The organism is Streptomyces sp. NPDC001941, from assembly GCF_040296945.1.
GTDB lineage: Bacteria > Actinomycetota > Actinomycetes > Streptomycetales > Streptomycetaceae > Streptomyces.
In genome coordinates, this window is sequence record NZ_JBEOYE010000036.1 from 1 (window position 1) to 18,234 (window position 18,234).

Annotated in this window: 14 protein-coding genes; 7 read left to right on the top strand and 7 right to left on the bottom strand. The window is 73.1% G+C overall.

What is annotated here, in order from left to right; translation table 11 throughout:
- The first annotated feature begins 264 nt into the window (after positions 1-264).
- Positions 265-1,077, top strand: a complete 813-nt coding sequence (locus ABT160_RS23315) for an SAM-dependent methyltransferase (RefSeq protein ID WP_351649681.1) — start codon at positions 265-267, stop codon at positions 1,075-1,077.
- Entirely contained in the window at positions 1,077-3,251 is a 2,175-nt protein-coding gene (locus ABT160_RS23320) for a putative bifunctional diguanylate cyclase/phosphodiesterase (protein ID WP_351649682.1), read from the top strand. The genes ABT160_RS23315 and ABT160_RS23320 overlap by 1 nt, the downstream gene beginning before the upstream one ends.
- Here the strand turns inward: ABT160_RS23320 and ABT160_RS23325 are convergent, their stop codons facing one another.
- Together ABT160_RS23325 and ABT160_RS23330 are read right to left on the bottom strand one after the other, a co-directional pair.
- Complete coding sequence (locus tag ABT160_RS23325) at positions 3,252-6,044, bottom strand: hypothetical protein (protein WP_351649683.1); 2,793 nt, start codon at positions 6,042-6,044, stop codon at positions 3,252-3,254.
- A 57-nt stretch (positions 6,045-6,101) separates the two neighbouring features.
- The gene (locus ABT160_RS23330) at positions 6,102-7,022 is read right to left on the bottom strand and encodes a LysR family transcriptional regulator (protein WP_351649684.1); all 921 of its coding nucleotides are present in this window, start codon (positions 7,020-7,022) and stop codon (positions 6,102-6,104) included.
- A 41-nt stretch (positions 7,023-7,063) separates the two neighbouring features.
- Here ABT160_RS23330 and ABT160_RS23335 point away from each other — a divergent pair, with 41 nt between their 5' ends.
- Genes ABT160_RS23335 through ABT160_RS23345 form a run of 3 tightly spaced genes read left to right on the top strand, consistent with a single transcriptional unit; the run spans position 7,064 to position 10,486 of the window.
- On the top strand, positions 7,064-7,789 hold the full coding sequence (locus tag ABT160_RS23335; protein ID WP_351649685.1) for a succinate dehydrogenase: 726 nt from the start codon (positions 7,064-7,066) through the stop codon (positions 7,787-7,789).
- Position 7,790: 1 nt separating this feature from the next.
- Positions 7,791-9,734, top strand: a complete 1,944-nt coding sequence (locus ABT160_RS23340) for a fumarate reductase/succinate dehydrogenase flavoprotein subunit (protein WP_351649686.1) — start codon at positions 7,791-7,793, stop codon at positions 9,732-9,734.
- Positions 9,731-10,486 carry a succinate dehydrogenase/fumarate reductase iron-sulfur subunit gene (locus ABT160_RS23345; protein ID WP_351649687.1) on the top strand — a complete coding sequence of 252 codons (756 nt, stop codon included), beginning with the start codon at positions 9,731-9,733 and terminating at the stop codon, positions 10,484-10,486. The genes ABT160_RS23340 and ABT160_RS23345 overlap by 4 nt, the downstream gene beginning before the upstream one ends.
- A gap of 97 nt (positions 10,487-10,583) precedes the next feature.
- Here the strand turns inward: ABT160_RS23345 and ABT160_RS23350 are convergent, their stop codons facing one another.
- The 5 genes from ABT160_RS23350 to ABT160_RS23370 form a co-directional block, all read right to left on the bottom strand.
- The gene (locus ABT160_RS23350) at positions 10,584-11,591 is read right to left on the bottom strand and encodes an ABC transporter permease (protein ID WP_351649688.1); all 1,008 of its coding nucleotides are present in this window, start codon (positions 11,589-11,591) and stop codon (positions 10,584-10,586) included.
- Positions 11,588-13,141 (bottom strand): sugar ABC transporter ATP-binding protein, encoded by a 1,554-nt coding sequence (locus ABT160_RS23355; protein WP_351649689.1) that lies wholly within the window; start codon positions 13,139-13,141, stop codon positions 11,588-11,590. The genes ABT160_RS23350 and ABT160_RS23355 overlap by 4 nt, the downstream gene beginning before the upstream one ends.
- Positions 13,142-13,153: 12 nt before the next feature.
- The gene (locus tag ABT160_RS23360; protein WP_351649690.1) at positions 13,154-14,125 is read right to left on the bottom strand and encodes a sugar ABC transporter substrate-binding protein; all 972 of its coding nucleotides are present in this window, start codon (positions 14,123-14,125) and stop codon (positions 13,154-13,156) included.
- An 83-nt stretch (positions 14,126-14,208) separates the two neighbouring features.
- Positions 14,209-15,294: a LacI family DNA-binding transcriptional regulator gene (locus tag ABT160_RS23365; protein ID WP_351649691.1), complete on the bottom strand. Its 1,086-nt coding sequence runs from the start codon at positions 15,292-15,294 to the stop codon at positions 14,209-14,211.
- Positions 15,295-15,434: 140 nt separating this feature from the next.
- Positions 15,435-16,538: a nucleoside hydrolase gene (locus ABT160_RS23370; protein WP_351649692.1), complete on the bottom strand. Its 1,104-nt coding sequence runs from the start codon at positions 16,536-16,538 to the stop codon at positions 15,435-15,437.
- 385 nt (positions 16,539-16,923) lie between these two features.
- Between ABT160_RS23370 and melC1 the strand changes: the two genes are divergently transcribed.
- Together melC1 and melC2 are read left to right on the top strand one after the other, a co-directional pair.
- A complete protein-coding gene (gene melC1 / locus ABT160_RS23375) occupies positions 16,924-17,301 on the top strand; it encodes an apotyrosinase chaperone MelC1 (RefSeq protein WP_351649693.1) in 378 nt (125 codons plus the stop codon).
- Positions 17,302-17,375: 74 nt separating this feature from the next.
- The gene (gene melC2 / locus ABT160_RS23380) at positions 17,376-18,194 is read left to right on the top strand and encodes a tyrosinase MelC2 (protein ID WP_351649694.1); all 819 of its coding nucleotides are present in this window, start codon (positions 17,376-17,378) and stop codon (positions 18,192-18,194) included.
- Positions 18,195-18,234: the final 40 nt, after the last annotated feature.

An 18,234-nucleotide genomic window follows, 5' to 3' on the forward strand; every position in this document is an offset into this window, starting at 1 on the left:
GCCACGCGTCCCCTCCGCGTGGCGGCGGGCCCGTTCGCGCGTCCGCCGAGCCTTCGCTGTCGTGACCGCGAACGCGCGCCCGCGGCGGGCCGTGCGGCCGCATCCGCGACGGCACAAGCGCTTGCACGTGCCAGTTTCATGTGACCAAGAACGGATCGCGAATTTCCGTTTCTGCTTTTGCTCCCGCCTGACGATCAGTAGCCTCGGCTCGAACACTGGTCACACACACGGCCGCACGTCCGTGGCGACTTGTTGGAGACTGTGATGGACCGTCCGGCCTGGGCCCCGCCCGGCATCGACATATCGGTGCCCAGCGTGTCCCGCATCTACGACTACTACCTGGGCGGTTCGCACAACTTCGAGGTGGACCGGGAGGCGGCCCGCAGGGCCATGGAGTTCCTGCCCGGGCTCCCCAAGATCAGCCAGGCGAACCGGGCGTTCATGCGGCGCGCGGTCCGCCACGCGGTCGACCGGGGGATCACCCAGTTCCTCGACATCGGCTCGGGGATCCCCACCTTCGGCAACGTCCACGAGATCGCCCGCGCGGCCACCGAGGAGGCCCGCGTGGTCTACGTCGACCACGACCCGGTCGCCGTCGCCCACAGCCGCGCCGTCCTCGACGGCGACGACCGGACCGGCGTCCTCGCCGCCGACCTGCGCAAGGGCGCCCAGCTCCTGGAGACCCCGGAGGTCCGCCAACTCCTCGATCTCCAGAGGCCGGTGGCGCTCCTGCTGGTCGCCGTGCTTCACTTCCTGGAGGACGAGGACGAACCCCAGCGCGCCGTGGCGGAGTTGCGCGACGCGCTGGCACCCGGCAGCCTCGTCGTCGTCACCCACGCCTCGTACGAGGGGATCCCGCTGCCCGAGGAGCAGGCGGGAGGGGCCGTCGGGGTGTACAGGAACATCCGCAATCCGCTGGTGATGCGCACGCGCGAGGAGATCGCGCGTTTCTTCGAGGGATACGACATGGTGGAGCCCGGCCTGGTGTCCATGCCGCTCTGGCGGCCCGACACCCCCGCCGAGCAGGAAGATCCATATGCCTTCTCGGGCTTCGCAGGGGTGGGGCGCAAGGCGTGATGGCGCCGTCGCAGGCACCGGGTCCCGCGGGGGACCCGGACGGCCTTGAGGACAGACTCCGCCGGTTCGCGACCATCTGGAGCCGGGCGGTCTTCCCGGTGACGGCGACGTCGATGACCCGGCCGGAGGTCGAGCGGCACCTGCTGCCGCTGGCCCGGGAGCTGGGCGCCGCCCTGCACGCCCGGCCGTTCGACACCGCACCCGCCCAGCGGGCCGGCGCCGCCCTGGTCGCCGCGCACTGCACCGACCCGGAGGCACTGGCCCGTACCCTCGGCGTCGTCGAGTCCTACCTGGTGCTCTACCTCGGCGAGGGGACCACCGGCGCCGCCGGTCACGGCGCGGAGGAGCTGCGCGCCCGGTGCGCCCGGCTCCAGCACGCGCTGGCCGCCGGCTTCGCCCAGGCGCTGCGCGAGCGCACCCTGACCGAGCAGGAGGCCATAGCGCGCTCGGCGCTGGCCGCCCGCAGCGACGCCGAACGCGCCCTGCACGCCACCGAACAGCGATTTCGCGCCGTCTTCGAGGGCGCCGCGATCGGCATCGGCATCGCCGACCTGGACGGCAACGTCCTGGAGGTGAACGACACCCTCACCCGTATGTTCGGCGGCCTGGAGCACCACGTGCGCGGCCGCCGGGTCAGCGAGTGGGTGCACCCCGAGGACGCCCCGCAGGTGTGGAAGCTGTACGGGGAGCTGGTGCGCGGCGAGCGCGAGAGCTACCGGGTGGAGAAGCCGTACTACCGCGGCGACGGCACCGTCCTGTGGACCAACCTCTCCGTCTCCCTGCTGCGCGACGCCGAGGGCACCCCGCAGTACCAGCTCGCGCTCCTGGAGGACACCACTGAGCGCCGGCTGCTCAACCTGCGGCTGCGCTACGAGGCCACCCACGACGCGCTCACCGGGCTGCCCAACCGCACCCTGTTCTTCGAGCGCCTGGAGAAGACCCTCGCGGCCACCGACGGCTCCCGGTTCGCCCTGTGCTACCTGGACCTGGACGGCTTCAAGGCGATCAACGACAGCCTGGGCCACGCGGCCGGCGACCGGCTCCTGGTGGAGCTCGCCGACCGGCTGCAGAGCTGCGCCACCGGACCCGGCGAGATGGTGGCCCGGCTGGGCGGCGACGAGTTCGTCGCCCTGACCACCGGCCGCGACACCCGGCGTGCCGCCGACGCGCTCGCCCACCGCATCCTGTCCGCCCTGGCCGTCCCGGTCCGGCTGGACGGCCGCGAGCTCACCGTGCGCGGCAGCGTCGGCGTCGTCGAGGGCCCGGCCGGCGAGCGCACCCCCGCCGAGGTGCTGCGCAGCGCCGACATCACCATGTACCGGGCCAAGTCCCGCGGCGGCAACCGCTTCGAGCGGGCCGACCCCGAGGCCGACGCCCGCGCCATCACCCGGCACGGCCTGACCAACGCGCTGCCGGCCGCCCTGGAGCGCGGCGAGTTCTTCATCGAGTACCAGCCGCTGGTCCACCTCGACGACGGCAGCGTGCACGGCGCGGAGGCCCTGGTGCGCTGGTGCCACCCGCAGCACGGCGTCCTCGGCCCCGACCGGTTCATCCCGCTCGCCGAGCACACCGGGCTGATCGTGCCGCTGGGCCGCTGGGTGCTGGCCGAGGCGGTCCGCCAGGCCCGCTACTGGCAGCACCGGCACGCCGACGGCGGCCCGCTGCGGATCAACGTCAACCTCTCGCCGACCCAGCTGCACCACCCGGGCCTGGTCGCCGACACGGTCGAGGTGCTGGAGCGCTCCGGCCTGGAGCCCGGCGCGCTGTGCCTGGAGGTCACCGAGTCGGCGCTGATCGGCGCCGACGAGGACCTGCTCAAGCCGCTGCGCCAGCTCGCCGAGATGGGCGTCGACATAGCGCTGGACGACTTCGGCACGGGCTACTCCAACCTGGCCAACTTGCGCCGGCTGCCGGTCAGCGTGCTGAAGCTGGACCGTTCCTTCACCCAGGGCATGCAGCGCCACCCCTGCGACCCGGTCGACGTGAAGATCGTCGAGGGGATCGTGTCACTGGCCCACAGCCTGGAGCTGGCCGTCACGGTCGAGGGCGTGGAGACCGCCGCGCAGGCCGAGCAGCTGCGCGCGCTGGGCTGCGACACGGCCCAGGGCTGGTACTACGCCCGCCCGGGCGCCCCGGACCGCATCCACTCGCTGGTGCTGGCGGACGCGGTGTGATCAGGGCGCCGGGGAGGACGGGGCGGAGGGGCTCGCCGAGTCGGTCGGCTTGGGCGGTGGTGGCGCGGGCTCGGTCAGGCTGCTGGCCCAGGAGGTCGCGAGCACGGTGACCGCCGCGGCGACGGCCGCGACGAGCACCGTGCTCACCGGCGCGGCCAGCGAGGACAGGCGCCGGAAGTTGCGCACGTGCCCCCACAGCAGGTCCCCCTGGCGCACCAGCCGGACCTCCCAGTAGAGCCCGAGCCCCAGGGCCAGGAAGGCGCACTGGGCGACCATCAGCACCACGTACACCGCCGCCTGCCCGGCGGGCAGCTCCAGCTGGGGTGCCAGCAGCAGCGTCTGCAGCGGCGCGGCCACGGCGAACAGCGCCCCGGCCTTCCCGATCGGACCGCGCCCGCGCAGCCACGGGTACAGGTAGCCGTACGTGAATCCCAGTGCCACCCACAGCCCGGTCGCCGCCCCGGCGGCGGTGAGCGCTTCCGGGACGCCGCTGTAGGAGCGCCCGCGCCAGGCGGGCCAGGCCGTCCACGGCAGGGTGAGCAGGAAGCTCGCCGCCGCGGCGACGACCCCGTTGGCCCAGGCGGAGGAGCCCGCCGAGTTGCCGAGCGCCGTCCGGCGCAGGCGGGCGGTGGCCCGCGCCTCGTCGGCGACGGTGCCGGCGGAGAGGTCACGCCACTGCTGCTGCCAGGTCTGCGAGGTCAGGGACGCGTCGGCGAGGGTGCCGCGCGAGCCGGTGAGGAAGCGGTGGCGGCCCTCGGCGAACAGCAGGGTGCGGGCGAGGGACTGCACCAGCCGGGCGTGCGCGGCCCCGGACAGCGCGTGCAGCCGCCGGGCGCGGGCCTCGCGCCCGAGGGGCAGCAGCCAGAGCGGCCCGAGCCAGCCGAGGAGCAGGGCGGCGCTGGTGGTCCACTCCTCGATCCGCGCCGGGGTCCCGAACAGCGGCGCGAGCACGGCGAGCCAGACGAGCGCACAGCAGGCGGGCCGGACGGTCGGGTGCCAGAGGCGGGGCGTGCGGGCGGTGGAGCGCAGGTGGAGGAGCAGCAGGACGGTGGCGGTCAGCAGGCTGATCTGGAGGGCGGGGGCGAGGACGGCGAAGCCGGTGTCGGTGGAGATGGCAGGGGCGTTGCCGGTGAGCTGCGTGAGTACGTCGGCGGCGTGCGGTGGGTCGTAGCCGGGGTTGGCTTCCGGAGCGTTCCAGGGGACCAGCGCGGCTACCGTCGCGAGGGCCAGGAGACCGGCGACGGCGACGTGCGGGCGCCGGGTCCGGGGCGCGTAGCGGTAGGCGCTCAGCACCAGGAGCAGGGCCCAGGGCGCGAGGACCACGAAGGACAGGGGCCACAGGGTCGCGAGGGTCGCGAACGCGTAGTCGGCCCTGCCGGAGAGCGAGCTCGGTGTCGCCGGGACGTGGCCCAGGCACGTCGAGGCCGCGACCCAGGTGCCCGTCGCCACGGCCGCCGTCGTCGCCCACCGGCGGCCCGCCGGCCCGGTCAGGCGCAGCGCACGGGCCAGGACCGTCGCGCAGACCAGCGCCGAGACCAGGGTCAGCGCGATGGTCGCCGACCACTTCGGCCCACCCGTGACCCGTGCCAGGGCCGGCAGCACCACGGCGGGAGCGCCGACCAGCAGCAGCCGCGGCAGCGCTGAGGGGTGTCCGGTCCGGAGCCTGTCGTGCAGCGAGAGCACGACCACGGGCAGTGCGAACAGGGCGAGGCCGATGAGGACCTGGCCCACGCCCCTGAGGAACACCTCGTCGGACCAGGGGTCGATGTCCCTGGCGGGGGTCCCGCTCCAGCCGTTGGTGAACTTCACCAACAGCCTGCCCCAGTCGGACGGGTGCGCCAGGGTCCACAGGACGGCCAGCAGCGGCAGCACGAGGGCCGTCAGGGCCACGGACACCGTCCAGCGCCTCCGTACGGCAGCGGGGAAGGCCGCCCGGCAGCAGAGCACGAGCAGCGCCGCGGCGGTGCCGAACAGGCAGAGCAGGCCGAGCAGTACGGCCGTGCCCCGCACCTCGTCGGACCGGACCGTACGCGGAGTGCCGGTCATGTCGGGCTCCCGGCCGAGGGCGACCTTCGAGACGGCGGCCGGTCCGTTCGCAGGCACGGTGACTTCGTGCGCCGTCTGCCGCAGCGGCCGCCCCTCGACGCCGATGCTCCAGTTCGCGGGGACGGTGAACGTCCAGGTCCAGTCGCCGCCGAGCCAGGGAACGGAGTGGCCGTACTCGTCCCGCAGCCCCTTGGAGAGGCGGTAGGACCAGTTGCCGAGAGGCACTTCGCTCGCCTCGGCCTTCGCGGTCACGGTCACCAGGCCGTCGCGCGAGGCCTGGCTCAGCGTGCAGTGCCAAGGATTGAGGGACCTGAGCTTCAGCGTGGCTTCCCTGTCGAGGAGGTCGGGCGGCACCTCCCGGCCGGGCAGCAGTCGCGTGAGCGAGTGGATCAGGTACGGAGAGCGCCGGAGCCTGTCCGCCACGGGATCGGACGCGGCGAGCCGGAACCGGTACTCCACGGAGATCGCGACCGTCCACCGGCCGTCCTCGCGAAAGCGCACCCGCGTGCTGCCGGGACCGACGGTGCGGGGCATCAGCGCGTCGACGTACTCTTCCTCGGTCCGGACGACCTCGCTCTCGCTGGCGTCGTACGCGTACGGAGCCCGTGCGGCCGCCCGTGCGCTCTGCTCGTTCACCGCGTTCCGGGCGGTCCCCTGCCAGAAGATCCCCGTCGCGTTCGCCGCCACCACGACCCCGACGACGACCACCAGCAGCACCGGCCAGCGCCAGCCTCGCACCCCCGCCATGCGCACCCCCGCCCCCAATGTAGTTCCGGGGCCACTTCCCGCACAGGCGAACGGTGTTCACGCCCGCCGCAGCAGCAGCCTCATCAACTCCCGTGCCGCGCGCGGCGGGTCCACGTCGCTGCGGTGGGCCAGGGCGATGGTGCGGCGCAGGCCCGGGCGGGCCAGTGGGGTGACCCGGGTCTCGGGGCCCGAGCGGGCCGCCACCATGGCCGGGACCACCGCCAGGCCCAGGCCCGCGCGGACGAAGCCGAGGACGGCGTCCATCTCGCCGCCCTCCACCGTGAACGACGGCTCGAAGCCCTCCGCGCGGCACGCGGCGACCGTCAGCTCCCGCAGGTCGTAGCCGTGCCGGAACATCACCAGGGGCTGCTCGGCCAGGTCCGCGACCCGTACCGGTGAGGGCGGCGCGGGGGCGGCCGCCGAGGAGACCACCACCAGGTCCTCGTGCAGCAGCTCCACCGTGGTCAGGGCGGGGGAGGGGGTGGGCAGCGGGAGCACGACCAGGGCCAGGTCCAGCTGGCCGCGCGCCAGTTCGCGCACCAGGTCGTGCGAGCCGCCCTCCTCGATCAGCAGCCGGATGCCCGGGTGCAGGTCGTGGAAGGCGCGCAGCACGTCGGGCAGCAGGCCCGTGCACAGGCTGGGCGTCGCCCCGAGCCGCACCCGGCCCCGGCGCAGCTGGGCCAGCTCCTGCACCTCCAGGCGCGCGGTGTCGGCGTCGGCCAGGATGCGCCGGGCCAGCGGGAGCAGGGCCTCGCCCGCGTCGGTCAGCGCGATGTTGCCCCGGGCCCGGCTGAACAGGTCGGCGCCCAGCTCCTTCTCCAGGGCGCGGATCTGCTGCGACAGCGAGGGCTGCGCGACGTGGACGCGCTCGGCGGCCCGGGTGAAGTGGCGGGTCTCGGCGACCGCGACGAAGTAGAGGAGCTGGGTGAGCTGCACCCCACCACGATAGGCCATGCCTATCGAGATCAGCCGGATCATGTCTTGGACCTCTGGTGCCCTTCGGCCCTAGCGTCGGGGGCATGGCTCTGGCAACGCGCTCGGCACGACCGCGCACCGATCGGCGGCCCGGCGGCGGTCCCCGCGGCTTCTGGCACTCCACCCTCGGCAAGAAGACCGTGATGGCCCTCAGCGGGCTCGTCATGCTCGGCTACCTCTGCGCGCACGTCCTGGGCAACCTGAAGATCTTCTTCGGGCCCGAGGAGTTCAACGGCTACGCCCACTGGCTGCGCACCATGGGCGCCCCGGTGCTCCACCACTCCTGGGCCCTGTGGATCGTCCGCGTGCTGCTGGTCGCCGCCGTCGTCGCGCACGCCGTGTCCGCGTACCAGCTCAGCCGCCGCGACATCGGCGCGCGCCCGGTGAAGTACGTCCACCGGCGACGCGGCGCGAGCTACGCCACCCGCACCATGCGCTGGGGCGGGATCATCCTCGCGCTGTTCATCGTGTGGCACGTCCTGGACCTGACCACCGGCACCGTCCACCCGGGCGGCTTCGAGGAGGGCCGCCCCTACCAGAACGTCGTGGACACCTTCTCCACCTGGTACGGCAACGTGATCTACCTCGTCGCCATGGGCGCCGTCGGGCTGCACGTGCGCCACGGCTTCCGCGCCGCCGCCCAGACCCTCGGCGTGCGCAGCGCCGCCCGCGAGCGGGTCTGGAAGGTCACCGCCGACGTCCTCGCGCTGGTGCTGACCGCCGGATTCGTCTCCGTACCCCTCGCCGTGATGACTGGAGTGGTGGGCTGACATGAACAGCTACAGCGACTACACGACCGGGGAGCCGGTCACCGACACCAAGGCGCCCGCCGGGCCCGTCGCCGAGCGCTGGGACACCCGCCGCTTCGAGGCCAAGCTGGTCAACCCGGCCAACCGGCGGGGCCACACCGTCATCGTCGTCGGCACCGGCCTGGCCGGCGGCTCGGCCGGCGCCACCCTGGCCGAACAGGGCTACCACGTCGTCCAGTTCTGCTACCAGGACTCCCCGCGCCGCGCCCACTCCATCGCCGCGCAGGGCGGCATCAACGCCGCCAAGAACTACCGCAACGACGGCGACTCCGTGCACCGGCTCTTCTACGACACCGTCAAGGGCGGCGACTTCCGCGCCCGCGAGTCCAACGTGCACCGGCTCGCCCAGATCTCCGTCGAGATCATCGACCAGTGCGTCGCCCAGGGCGTCCCCTTCGCCCGTGAGTACGGCGGACTGCTCGACACCCGCTCCTTCGGCGGCGTCCAGGTCTCCCGCACCTTCTACGCCCGCGGCCAGACGGGCCAGCAGCTGCTGCTCGGCGCCTACCAGGCGCTGTCCCGGCAGATCGCCGCGGGGAACGTCGAACTGCACCCGCGCACCGAGATGCTCGACCTGGTCGTCATCGGCGGACGGGCCCGCGGGATCGTCGCCCGCGACCTGGTCACCGGGCGGATCGAGACCCACTTCGCGGACGCCGTCGTGCTCGCCACCGGCGGCTACGGCAACGTCTTCTACCTGTCCACCAACGCCATGAACTCCAACGCCACCGCCGTCTGGCGGGCCCACCGGCGCGGCGCCCTGTTCGCCAACCCCTGCTTCACCCAGATCCACCCCACCTGCATCCCGCGCACCGGCGACCACCAGTCCAAGCTGACCCTGATGAGCGAGTCGCTGCGCAACGACGGCCGCATCTGGGTGCCCAGGGCGCAGGGCGACACCCGCCGCGCCGCCGACATCCCCGAGGACGAGCGCGACTACTACCTGGAGCGGATCTACCCCTCGTTCGGCAACCTGGTGCCCCGCGACATCGCCTCGCGCGCCGCCAAGAACGTCTGCGACGAGGGCAGGGGAGTGGGCCCCGGCGGCCAGGGCGTCTACCTCGACTTCGCCGACGCCATCGCCCGGATGGGCCGTGCGGCCGTCGAGGCCAAGTACGGCAACCTCTTCGACATGTACCAGCGGATCACCGACGAGGACCCCTACGAGGTCCCGATGCGGATCTACCCCGCGGTGCACTACACGATGGGCGGACTCTGGGTCGACTACGACCTGGCGACCACCGTGCCCGGCCTGTTCGCGATCGGCGAGGCCAACTTCTCCGACCACGGCGCCAACCGGCTCGGCGCCTCCGCCCTGATGCAGGGCCTGGCCGACGGCTACTTCGTGCTGCCGTCCACCATCAACGACTTCCTGGCCCGCAACCCCCGCACCGACGAGGTCACCCCGGACCACCCGGAGGTCCAGGAGGTGCTCGCCGCCACCGAGGACCGGCTCAACCTGCTGCTCAGCGTGGACGGCGACCGCACCCCGGACTCCTTCCACCGCGAACTGGGCGAACTGATGTGGGAGTTCTGCGGCATGGCCCGCAGCGAGGAGGGCCTGCGCAAGGCGCTGGACCGCATCCCGCAGATCCGCGAGGAGTTCTGGCGCCGGATCAAGGTCCCCGGTACCGGCGAGGAGTTCAACCAGTCCCTGGAGAAGGCCAACCGGATGGTGGACTACCTGGAGCTCGCCGAGCTGATGTGCCTCGACGCGCTGCACCGCGCCGAGTCCTGCGGCGGCCACTTCCGCGAGGAGTCACAGACGCCCGACGGCGAGGCGGCCCGCCGGGACGTGGAGTTCTCCTACGCCGCCGCCTGGGAGTTCACCGGCGCGGCTCCCGTCCTCCACAAGGAGGAACTGCGCTTCGAGTACGTCCACCCCACCCAGCGGAGCTACGCATGAGGCTCACCCTGCGCGTCTGGCGCCAGAAGAACGCCGACGCCGACGGCGCCATGGAGACCTACCAGGTCGACGACGTCTCCCGGGACATGTCGTTCCTGGAGATGCTCGACACCCTCAACGAGGACCTGATCCTGCGCGGCGAGGACCCGGTCGCCTTCGACCACGACTGCCGCGAGGGCATCTGCGGCGCCTGCTCGCTCGTCATCAACGGCGACGCCCACGGCCCCGAGCGCACCACCACCTGCCAGCTGCACATGCGGTCCTTCTCCGACGGCGACACCATCGACGTCGAGCCCTGGCGCGCCGCCGCCTTCCCGGTCGTCAAGGACCTCGTCGTGGACCGCGGCGCGTTCGACCGGATCATCCAGGCCGGCGGGTACGTCTCGGTCAACACCGGCGCCGCGCCCGAGGCGCACGCCACCCCGGTGCCCAAGGCCGACGCCGACTTCGCCTTCGAGCACGCCGAGTGCATCGGCTGCGGCGCCTGCGTGGCCGCCTGCCCCAACGGCTCGGCGATGCTCTTCACCTCCGCCAAGGTCAACCACCTGGGCGTGCTGCCGCAGGGCGCCCCCGAGCGCGAGAGCCGGGTCCTGGACATGGTCGCCGCCATGGACGACGAGGGCTTCGGCGGCTGCACGCTGACCGGCGAGTGCGCGACCGCCTGCCCCAAGGGCATCCCGCTGCCCTCGATCGCGGCGATGAACAAGGAGTGGCTGCGGGCCCAGCGCAAGGAGCGCACGGCCGGCCGCTGAGAGACGGCCGCCCCACGAGGGGGCGGCGCGGCCCCGGTGGACGTGGTGCCCACCGGGGCCGTTCCCTCTTCCCGTACGTCCGGTACGTCCCGTGCGCTCAGGCCAGGCGCTGGGCGAGCCGGTCGCGGTAGTGGTCCACCACCACCGCCAGCATGATCACCCCACCGGTGATCATCTGCCGCTGGAAGTCCGAGACGCCCATCAGCAGCAGCCCGTTGGTCAGCACGCCCAGCAGGCAGGCGCCGAGCAGCGTGCCGATCATCGAGCCCTTGCCGCCGGACAGCGACGCGCCGCCGATCACCACCGCCGCGATGGCGCTCAGCTCGTAGCCGTTGCCCAGGATCGGCGAGGCGATGTTCAGCCGCGCCATGTACGTGACCGCGGCGATGCCCACCGCGAAACCGGCGATCACGAACACCGCCACCTTCACCACCGCCGTGCGGTGCCCGGACAGCCGTACCGCCTCCTCGTTGGAACCGATGGCGAACACCAGCCGGCCGAACACCGTGCGGGTCAGCACCAGATGGCCCACCGCCACCATCAGCAGGGCGATCCAGAACAGCGCGGGGATGCCCAGGAACGTCGACGTGCCGAACCGGCTGAAGCCCGCCGGGAAGTCGTACAGGGTCTTGGCGTCCGTGTAGTCGAGCGCCGCGCCGCGCGCCACGTTCAGCATGCCCAGCGTCACGATGAACGACGGCACCCGCCAGCGCTCGGACACGAACCCGTTGACCAGGCCGCAGGCCATCCCGACCCCGGCCGCGACCAGCACCGCCAGCGTCACCGCGACCGGCGTGGACAGGCTCGGCGAGGTCAGCACCTCGCCCGAGACCACCGCCGCCAGCGCCATCACCGACCCCACCGACAGGTCGATGCCGCCGACCAGGATGACGAACGTCATCCCCACCGCCAGCATGGTGTTCAGGGTGATCTCGGTGGCGATGTGCGTGAGGTTGCCGGAGGTGGCGAACTTCGGGGCCGCCAGGGTGAACGCGGCCACGAGCGCGAGCAGCGCGACCCCGATCCCGGCCTCGCCCATCGCCTGGCGGGCCAGCGAGCCGGTGGTGGAACGCGCCTTGAGGGGGAGCGTGGGGGCGGAGGTCATGCGCTGTCTTCCTCGTCTTCCTTCTTGCTCGTGTACGCCGAGTACGCCAGGGTCAGGATCCGGTTGCTGTCGAAGTCCGCGCGGGCCACCTCGCCCGCGATCCGGCCCCGGGAGAACACCAGGATCCGGTCGCAGATCCCCATCAGCTCCGGCAGGTCCGAGGAGACCACCAGGAGCGCCCTGCCCCCGGCCGCCAGGTCGACCAGCTGCTGGTGGATCTCGTAGCGCGCGCCCACGTCGATGCCGCGCGTCGGCTCGTCCACCACCAGCACGTCCGAGCCCGCGAGCAGCCAGCGGCCCAGCACCACCTTCTGCTGGTTGCCGCCCGAGAGCGCCCGCACCGGGGTGCGCACCCCGGGCGTGCGCACCCGCAGCCGCTCCACGAACCCGGCCGCCAGCTCCTCCTCGTGCCCGCGCCGCAGCCAGCCGGCGCGCGAGACCTGCCCCGTCGCGGCCAGCGACACGTTCGCCGCCACCGGCATGTCCAGGACCAGGCCCTGGCCCTTGCGGTCCTCGGTGAGCAGGCTGATCCCGTGCCGCACCGCGTCCCGCGGCCCGCGCACGCGCACCCGCTCGCCCTTGACGAACACCGCGCCGCCCGCGGGCCGGTCCGCGCCGAACAGCGCCCGGACCGTCTCGGTGCGGCCCGAGCCCACCAGGCCCGCCACGCCCACCACCTCGCCCGCGCGCAGCGCGAACGACACCGGGGCGCCGCCCGGCGGGCGCAGGCCCTCGGCGCGCAGCAGCTCGGGCCCCGGCGCGCGCTCCACGTGCGGCGGGTACTCGCTCTCCATGTCCCGGCCCACCATCAGCCGGATCACCTCGGCGGTGTCGGTCTCGGCGACCGGTTTGGTCACCACGTGGGCGCCGTTGCGGAACACCGTCATGCGGTCGGCGAGTTCGAAGACCTCCTCCAGGTGGTGCGAGATGTAGAGCACGGCCGTGCCGCGCGCGGCGAGCGCGCGCAGCAGGCCGAACAGGGTGCGGCTCTCGCGGGGCGTGAGCGTCGCCGTGGGCTCGTCCATGACCAGGACCCGGCAGTCCTGCCACAGCGTCCTGGCGATCTCCACCAGCTGCATCTGCGCGATGCCGAGCCGCTCCACCTTGGTGCCGGGGCGTACGTCGAGACCCACCTCGGCCAGCAACTCGGTGGCCCGGCGCTTCAGTTCACGGCGGTCGACGACGCCGAAGCGGCGCGGCAGGTGCTGCAGGAACAGGTTCTCCGCGACGGTCAGCTGGGGCACCAGGTTCAGCTCCTGGTGCACCACCTGCACCCCGGCGCGCATCGCGGCGGCGGCGTCGGCGGGCGCGTACCGCTCGCCCGCCAGGCGCAGCTCGCCGCGGTCGGGCGGCTGGATGCCCGCGAGGATCCTCACGAGCGTCGACTTGCCCGCGCCGTTCTCGCCGAGCAGCGCGTGGATCTCGCCAGGGACCAGTTCGAGGTGCACCCCGTCGAGGGCGCGCACGCCCGGGAACTCCTTCGTGACGCCGGTGACTTCGAGGACCGGGGCGGTGGGACCGGCCGGGGCGGTGGGGGCGGTGCCGTTCATGGTGCGCCCCGCTCAGCCCAGGTCGGCGGCGGTGACGACCTTGACGTCGGTCTTCACCCAGCCGCTGGGGGCTTCCCCCTTGATCGCCTTCATCGCCTGGTCGATGCCGTCCGCCGCCTGCTTCGCCGCGAACTGGTCGACCGTGGCGACGACCGCGCCGCTCTTCACGTACGGGCGGATCGCCTCGATGTTGTCGAAGGACGCCACCTTCACCGACGCCTTCTTCGCGGCGATCGCCTTCAGCGCGCCCAGCGCCATGGAGTCGTTGGAGGCCAGCACGCCCTTGACGCCGGGGTGGGTGGTGAGCAGGTTGGCCACCACGTTGTACGCCTCGTCGGTCTCCCAGTGCGCGGTCTTGGAGTCGACCACCTCCAGACCGCCCGCGGCGGCGGCGGCCTCGAAACCGGCCTTGCGCTGCTGTGCGTTGGCGGCGCCCGGGTTGCCCTCCAGGATCACCACCTCGGCGCCCTTGCCGAGCGCCTTGGCGAGCACCTCGCCGGACATCCTCGCCCCGGCCTCGTTGTCCGGGCCGACGAACGGCACCGTGAGGCCGGCGGACTTCAGGGCCGCGTCGTCCAGCTTGACGTCGATGTTGATGACCTTCAGGCCCGCCTTCCGGGCCCGCTGGAGCGGCGCCACCAGGGCCCGCGAGTCGGCGGGGGCGACCACCAGCGCGTCGGCCTGCTCGGTGACGCACCGGTTGATCGCGGCGACCTGGCCGTCGATGTCGGTCTCGTTCTGGATGCCGCTGGACTGCAGCTTCAGGTCGCCGCGCTCCTCGGCGTGCTGCTCGGCGCCCTTCTGCATCACCTGGAAGTACTCGTTGCCCAGCGACTTCATCACCAGGCAGACCGTGGGCTCGCCGCCCTTCGGCTTGGCGGCGGAGGCGCCGTCGCCCTCCTGCCCGCAGGCGGTGAGGGACGCGCCGAGGAGCAGCGCCAGGGCGCCGATCCCGGCGGGGACCTTGTGGTTGCCGTGCTTCATCTCGTACTGCCTTCCGGGGACGGGGAGTCGGGGGACTGCGGCGGTGGAGGGGAGACGGTGGGCGGCCCGGGGGCCGGGGCGGTTCACAGCCGGTCCGCCTCGGCCGGCGGGACGCCGCCCGCCGGGTCGGGGCAGCCGCAGGAGCCGCGGGCCAGCAGGGAGACCGGCAGCACGTCGCGGGTGGCCGGCGCGTGCGGGTCCTTGATCCGGGCCAGCAGCCGTTGTACGGCGGTGCGGCCCAGCTCCTCGAAGGGCTGGCGCATCGTGGAGAGGGCCGGGCTGGTGTACGCCCCGGCGGCGATCCCGTCGAAGGAGACCAGCGCCAGGTCGTCGGGGACCCGCACGCCCAGCTCGGTGGCGGCCCGCAGCACCCCGGCCGCCTGCTCGTCGGAGGTGACGAACAGGCCGTCCACCGAGCGGTCCCTGGACAGCAGGGCGAGGCCGGAGCGGTAGCCGTCGAGCCGGCCGAACGAGCCGTGCAGCAGCGGCGCCGCGTCCGGGCAGGCCTCCCAGCCGGTGCGCCCGCCGGAGCCGGTGCCCGCCTTCAGGCCCGCTTCGGTGAGCGCGGTGCGCCAGCCCGCCACGCGGTCCACGGTCGGGTGGATGCCCAGCGGCCCGGCGATGCAGCCGACCCGGCGGCGCCCGTGGGCGAGGAGGTGGCGGGTGGCCTCGCGGGCGCCCTGGGCGTTGTCGACGAGCACGTGCGAGGCCTGCGTGCCGTCCAGGGCCCGATCGAAGACCAGGCTCGGCACGCCGGAGCGGGACAGCTCGGCGCGCCAGGCGCGGTCGCCGTGGGCCGGTATCAGGACCAGGCCGTCGACCTGGCGGTCCACGAAGGTGCGGATGTAGCCCGCTTCGCGGCCCGGGTCGTCGACGGAGTTGCCGACGAGCAGGGTGTACCCGGAGGCCCAGGCGTTGTCCTCCAGCGAGCGGGCCAGCTCGGCGAAGAACGGGTTGGCCGCGTCCGGCACGACCAGGCCCAGGGTCATGGTCTGGTTCATGCGCAGCGACCTGGCCACCGCGTTGGGGCGGTAGTCCAGCTCGCGCACCGCCGCGAGCACCCGTTCCCGGGTGGCCGGCGCGACGGTGCGCGGGCCGTTGTTGAGCACGTAGCTGACGACCGACGGGGAGGTCCCCGCGAGCCGTGCCACGTCCTGCCGTGTTGCCATGTGTCCGGCTCCCGGGGGTCGTCACTCTCGCTCCGTGCTGCGCAACACGAGTTGGCAACTCGTGTTGCGACCGGATTATGAGAAGCAACTGCCGCAACCGCAAGGGGTCTTGGCGTCCCGGATCGCACGGTCAAGCGGGGTCAGGGCTTCCGCATCAGCCCCGTGTAGAGGTCCCAGAAGCGCTCGTTGCGCAGCTTGAGGACCAGGGTCGCGGGCCGGGTCCCCCTGGGGTTACGGGGCGGGGCGAACTCGTCCGTCCCGTAGCCGAGCGCGCGGCCGTAGTCGGGACCGAAGGCCGCGTCCACGTCCACGTACCGCGTCTCTGCCTTCGCCACCACCGACGGGTCCAGCAGGTACGCGGCCGTGATCGCGTCCCAGACGAACGTGCTGTGGCCCGGGTCCTTCTCGAAATCCGGCCCCTGGAGGTCCTTGAACATCCGCTTCACCGGCGTCTCGCGCCCCGCCACGATCGCGTCGTAGCGCGCCTTGGTGTACGGGACCGTCACCGCCACGTCGTCCGGCACGACGACCTGCTTCGCGAACGGCGTGCGCAGCGCGATCCGCGCCGACTCCGGGTCGAACCACCAGTTGAACTCGGCGGCGGGCGTGATGTTCCCCGGCTTGTCGAACGCCCCGCCCATGTACACCACCTGCTTCACCAGCGGCACGATCTCCGGGTGCGTGCGCACCGCGAGCGCCAGGTTGGTCGCGGGCCCGGCGGCCACCACCGTCACCTGGCGGGGGTAGCGCTTGACCTGCTCGACCAGGAAGTCGGCGGCGGCCTGCGCGCGCGGCCGGGTCCTCGGGTAGCCGCCGTAGGGCGGTTTGGCCAGCCGGTCGTACGAGGGCGGGCGCGGGGAGTCGAAGGCGCCGGCCCAGGGGGCCTTGCCGTACAGGGCGTTCTCGGCGTCGAGGCGCTCCTGGCGGCCGGGCATCAGCGGCTCCCCGGCACCCGGCACCACCGGCACGTCGGCGCGGCCGACCAGCTCCAGCTGGCGCAGGGCGTAGGCGGTGCCCTCCTCCACCCAGGTGTTGCCGCTGACCACGGTGACGCCCAGCAGGTCCACGCGGGGGTCGCGGGCGAGCATGAACATCGTGACGGCGTCGTCGTTCAACTCGCCCATGTCGGCGTCGAGGACGACCTTGAGCGGGCGGCTCGCGGCGGCGGGGGGCGGACCGGCCGGGACCGGGGCCGCGGCCGGGACGGCCAGGACGGTGGCCAGCAGGGCCACGAGTGCTCTCACGCGCATGTCACTCCTCTGGTAGGGGGTTGGGTGCGGAGTACGGGAGCGCGTGATTATGGGAAGCAACCCCGTCAACGACAAGGCCCTTCCGGTCAACTCCCCGGAGTGAGGGCCGCCACGTTTGCCGGAGCCGTGCGAAAGAATGTGCGGTGAAAGGGAGTTGGAGCAGCGGAATATTTCGCTCCATCGCGGTTTCAGCGAATCAGCAGAAAGATCAACTTTGTTCAACTCTGCACTTCGAATCGGGACATGTCCGCATCGCGGCCAACCAATGCGCCCCGATTTCCCCGCCGTTCGCACCTCCCGGTAGGCATGGCCAGGTCACGGCCGGTCACCCCGGCCGCGACCCCCACTCGACCACTCCACCCCGAAGGGTCCCTCCGCCATGCCCGAGATCACCCGCCGGCACGCGCTCTCCGCCGCCGCCGGAGCGGCCGCCGCCCTCACCGTCGCCGCCACCGCGAGCGGCGCGCACGCCGCCCCCCGCCCGCGCGCCGCGACCGGCGCGCCCGCGAGCTTCGACGAGGTCTTCCGGGGCCGCCGCATCCAGGGCGGCCCCGCCCACGGCGGCCACCACGGCGGCCACGGCGGCGGCTACACCGTCCTGATAGACGGCGCCGAGCTGCACACCATGCGCAACGCCGACTCCACCTGGATCAGCGTCGTCAACCACTACGAGGTGTTCGCGACCCCGCTCGCCCTCGCCCGGGCCGCCGTCGTCGAGCTCCAGGGCGCCCCCCTGGTCCCGCTCGCCATGCCCTGAGCCGCGCCCCCGACCACCCGGGCCCGCAGGGCCGTCGACCGCACCCGCCCCACCCGATCCGGAGCACCCGCACCATGACCGTACGCAAGAACCAGGCCCGCCTGACCGCCGAGGAGAAGCGCCGCCTCGTCGCCGCGCTCGTCGAGCTCAAGCGCGACGGACGCTACGACGCGTTCGTCACCACGCACAACGCCTTCATCATGAGCGACACCGACAGCGGCGACCGGGTCGGCCACCGCTCGCCCTCCTTCCTGCCCTGGCACCGCAGATTCCTCCTGCAGTTCGAGCAGGCCCTGCAATCCGTCGACGCCACCGTCACCCTGCCCTACTGGGACTGGACCGCCGACCGCACGGCCGCCTCCTCGCTGTGGGCCGCCGACTTCCTCGGCGGCACCGGCCGCAGCCGCGACGGGCAGGTCATGGACGGCGCGTTCGCCCAGGGCGGCGGCCGCTGGCCGATATCCGTACGCGTCGACGGGCGCGGCTACCTGCGCCGCAACCTGGGCGGCAACGGGCTCCAGCTGCCCACCCGCGCCGAGGCCGACTCCGTCCTGGCGATGGCCACCTACGACACCGCGCCCTGGAACAGCGCCTCCGACGGCTTCCGCAACCACCTGGAGGGCTGGCGCGGCGTCAACCTCCACAACCGCGTCCACGTCTGGGTCGGCGGCCAGATGTCCACCGGCGTCTCCCCGAACGACCCGGTCTTCTGGCTCCACCACGCCTTCGTCGACAAGCTCTGGGCCGACTGGCAGGCCCGCCACCCGGGCTCGCCGTACCTGCCCGGCGGCGGCACCCCGGACGTCGTGGACCTGCGCGAGACGATGCGCCCCTGGAACGACGTCACCCCAGCCGACATGCTCGACCACACGCGGCACTACACGTACGCGTAAGGGGTAGGCGTCACGCGGCCCGGGCAGCCCCTCCCCGCCG

Bases quoted from the DNA above. Each gene is read 5' to 3' on its own strand.
- ABT160_RS23315 (WP_351649681.1), top strand. From the start codon at position 265: ATGGACCGTCCGGCCTGGGCCCCGCCCGGCATCGACATATCGGTGCCC.
- ABT160_RS23320 (WP_351649682.1), top strand. From the start codon at position 1,077: ATGGCGCCGTCGCAGGCACCGGGTCCCGCGGGGGACCCGGACGGCCTT.
- ABT160_RS23325 (WP_351649683.1), bottom strand. From the start codon at position 6,044: ATGGCGGGGGTGCGAGGCTGGCGCTGGCCGGTGCTGCTGGTGGTCGTC.
- ABT160_RS23330 (WP_351649684.1), bottom strand. From the start codon at position 7,022: ATGATCCGGCTGATCTCGATAGGCATGGCCTATCGTGGTGGGGTGCAG.
- ABT160_RS23335 (WP_351649685.1), top strand. From the start codon at position 7,064: ATGGCTCTGGCAACGCGCTCGGCACGACCGCGCACCGATCGGCGGCCC.
- ABT160_RS23340 (WP_351649686.1), top strand. From the start codon at position 7,791: ATGAACAGCTACAGCGACTACACGACCGGGGAGCCGGTCACCGACACC.
- ABT160_RS23345 (WP_351649687.1), top strand. From the start codon at position 9,731: ATGAGGCTCACCCTGCGCGTCTGGCGCCAGAAGAACGCCGACGCCGAC.
- ABT160_RS23350 (WP_351649688.1), bottom strand. From the start codon at position 11,591: ATGACCTCCGCCCCCACGCTCCCCCTCAAGGCGCGTTCCACCACCGGC.
- ABT160_RS23355 (WP_351649689.1), bottom strand. From the start codon at position 13,141: ATGAACGGCACCGCCCCCACCGCCCCGGCCGGTCCCACCGCCCCGGTC.
- ABT160_RS23360 (WP_351649690.1), bottom strand. From the start codon at position 14,125: ATGAAGCACGGCAACCACAAGGTCCCCGCCGGGATCGGCGCCCTGGCG.
- ABT160_RS23365 (WP_351649691.1), bottom strand. From the start codon at position 15,294: ATGGCAACACGGCAGGACGTGGCACGGCTCGCGGGGACCTCCCCGTCG.
- melC1 (WP_351649693.1), top strand. From the start codon at position 16,924: ATGCCCGAGATCACCCGCCGGCACGCGCTCTCCGCCGCCGCCGGAGCG.
- melC2 (WP_351649694.1), top strand. From the start codon at position 17,376: ATGACCGTACGCAAGAACCAGGCCCGCCTGACCGCCGAGGAGAAGCGC.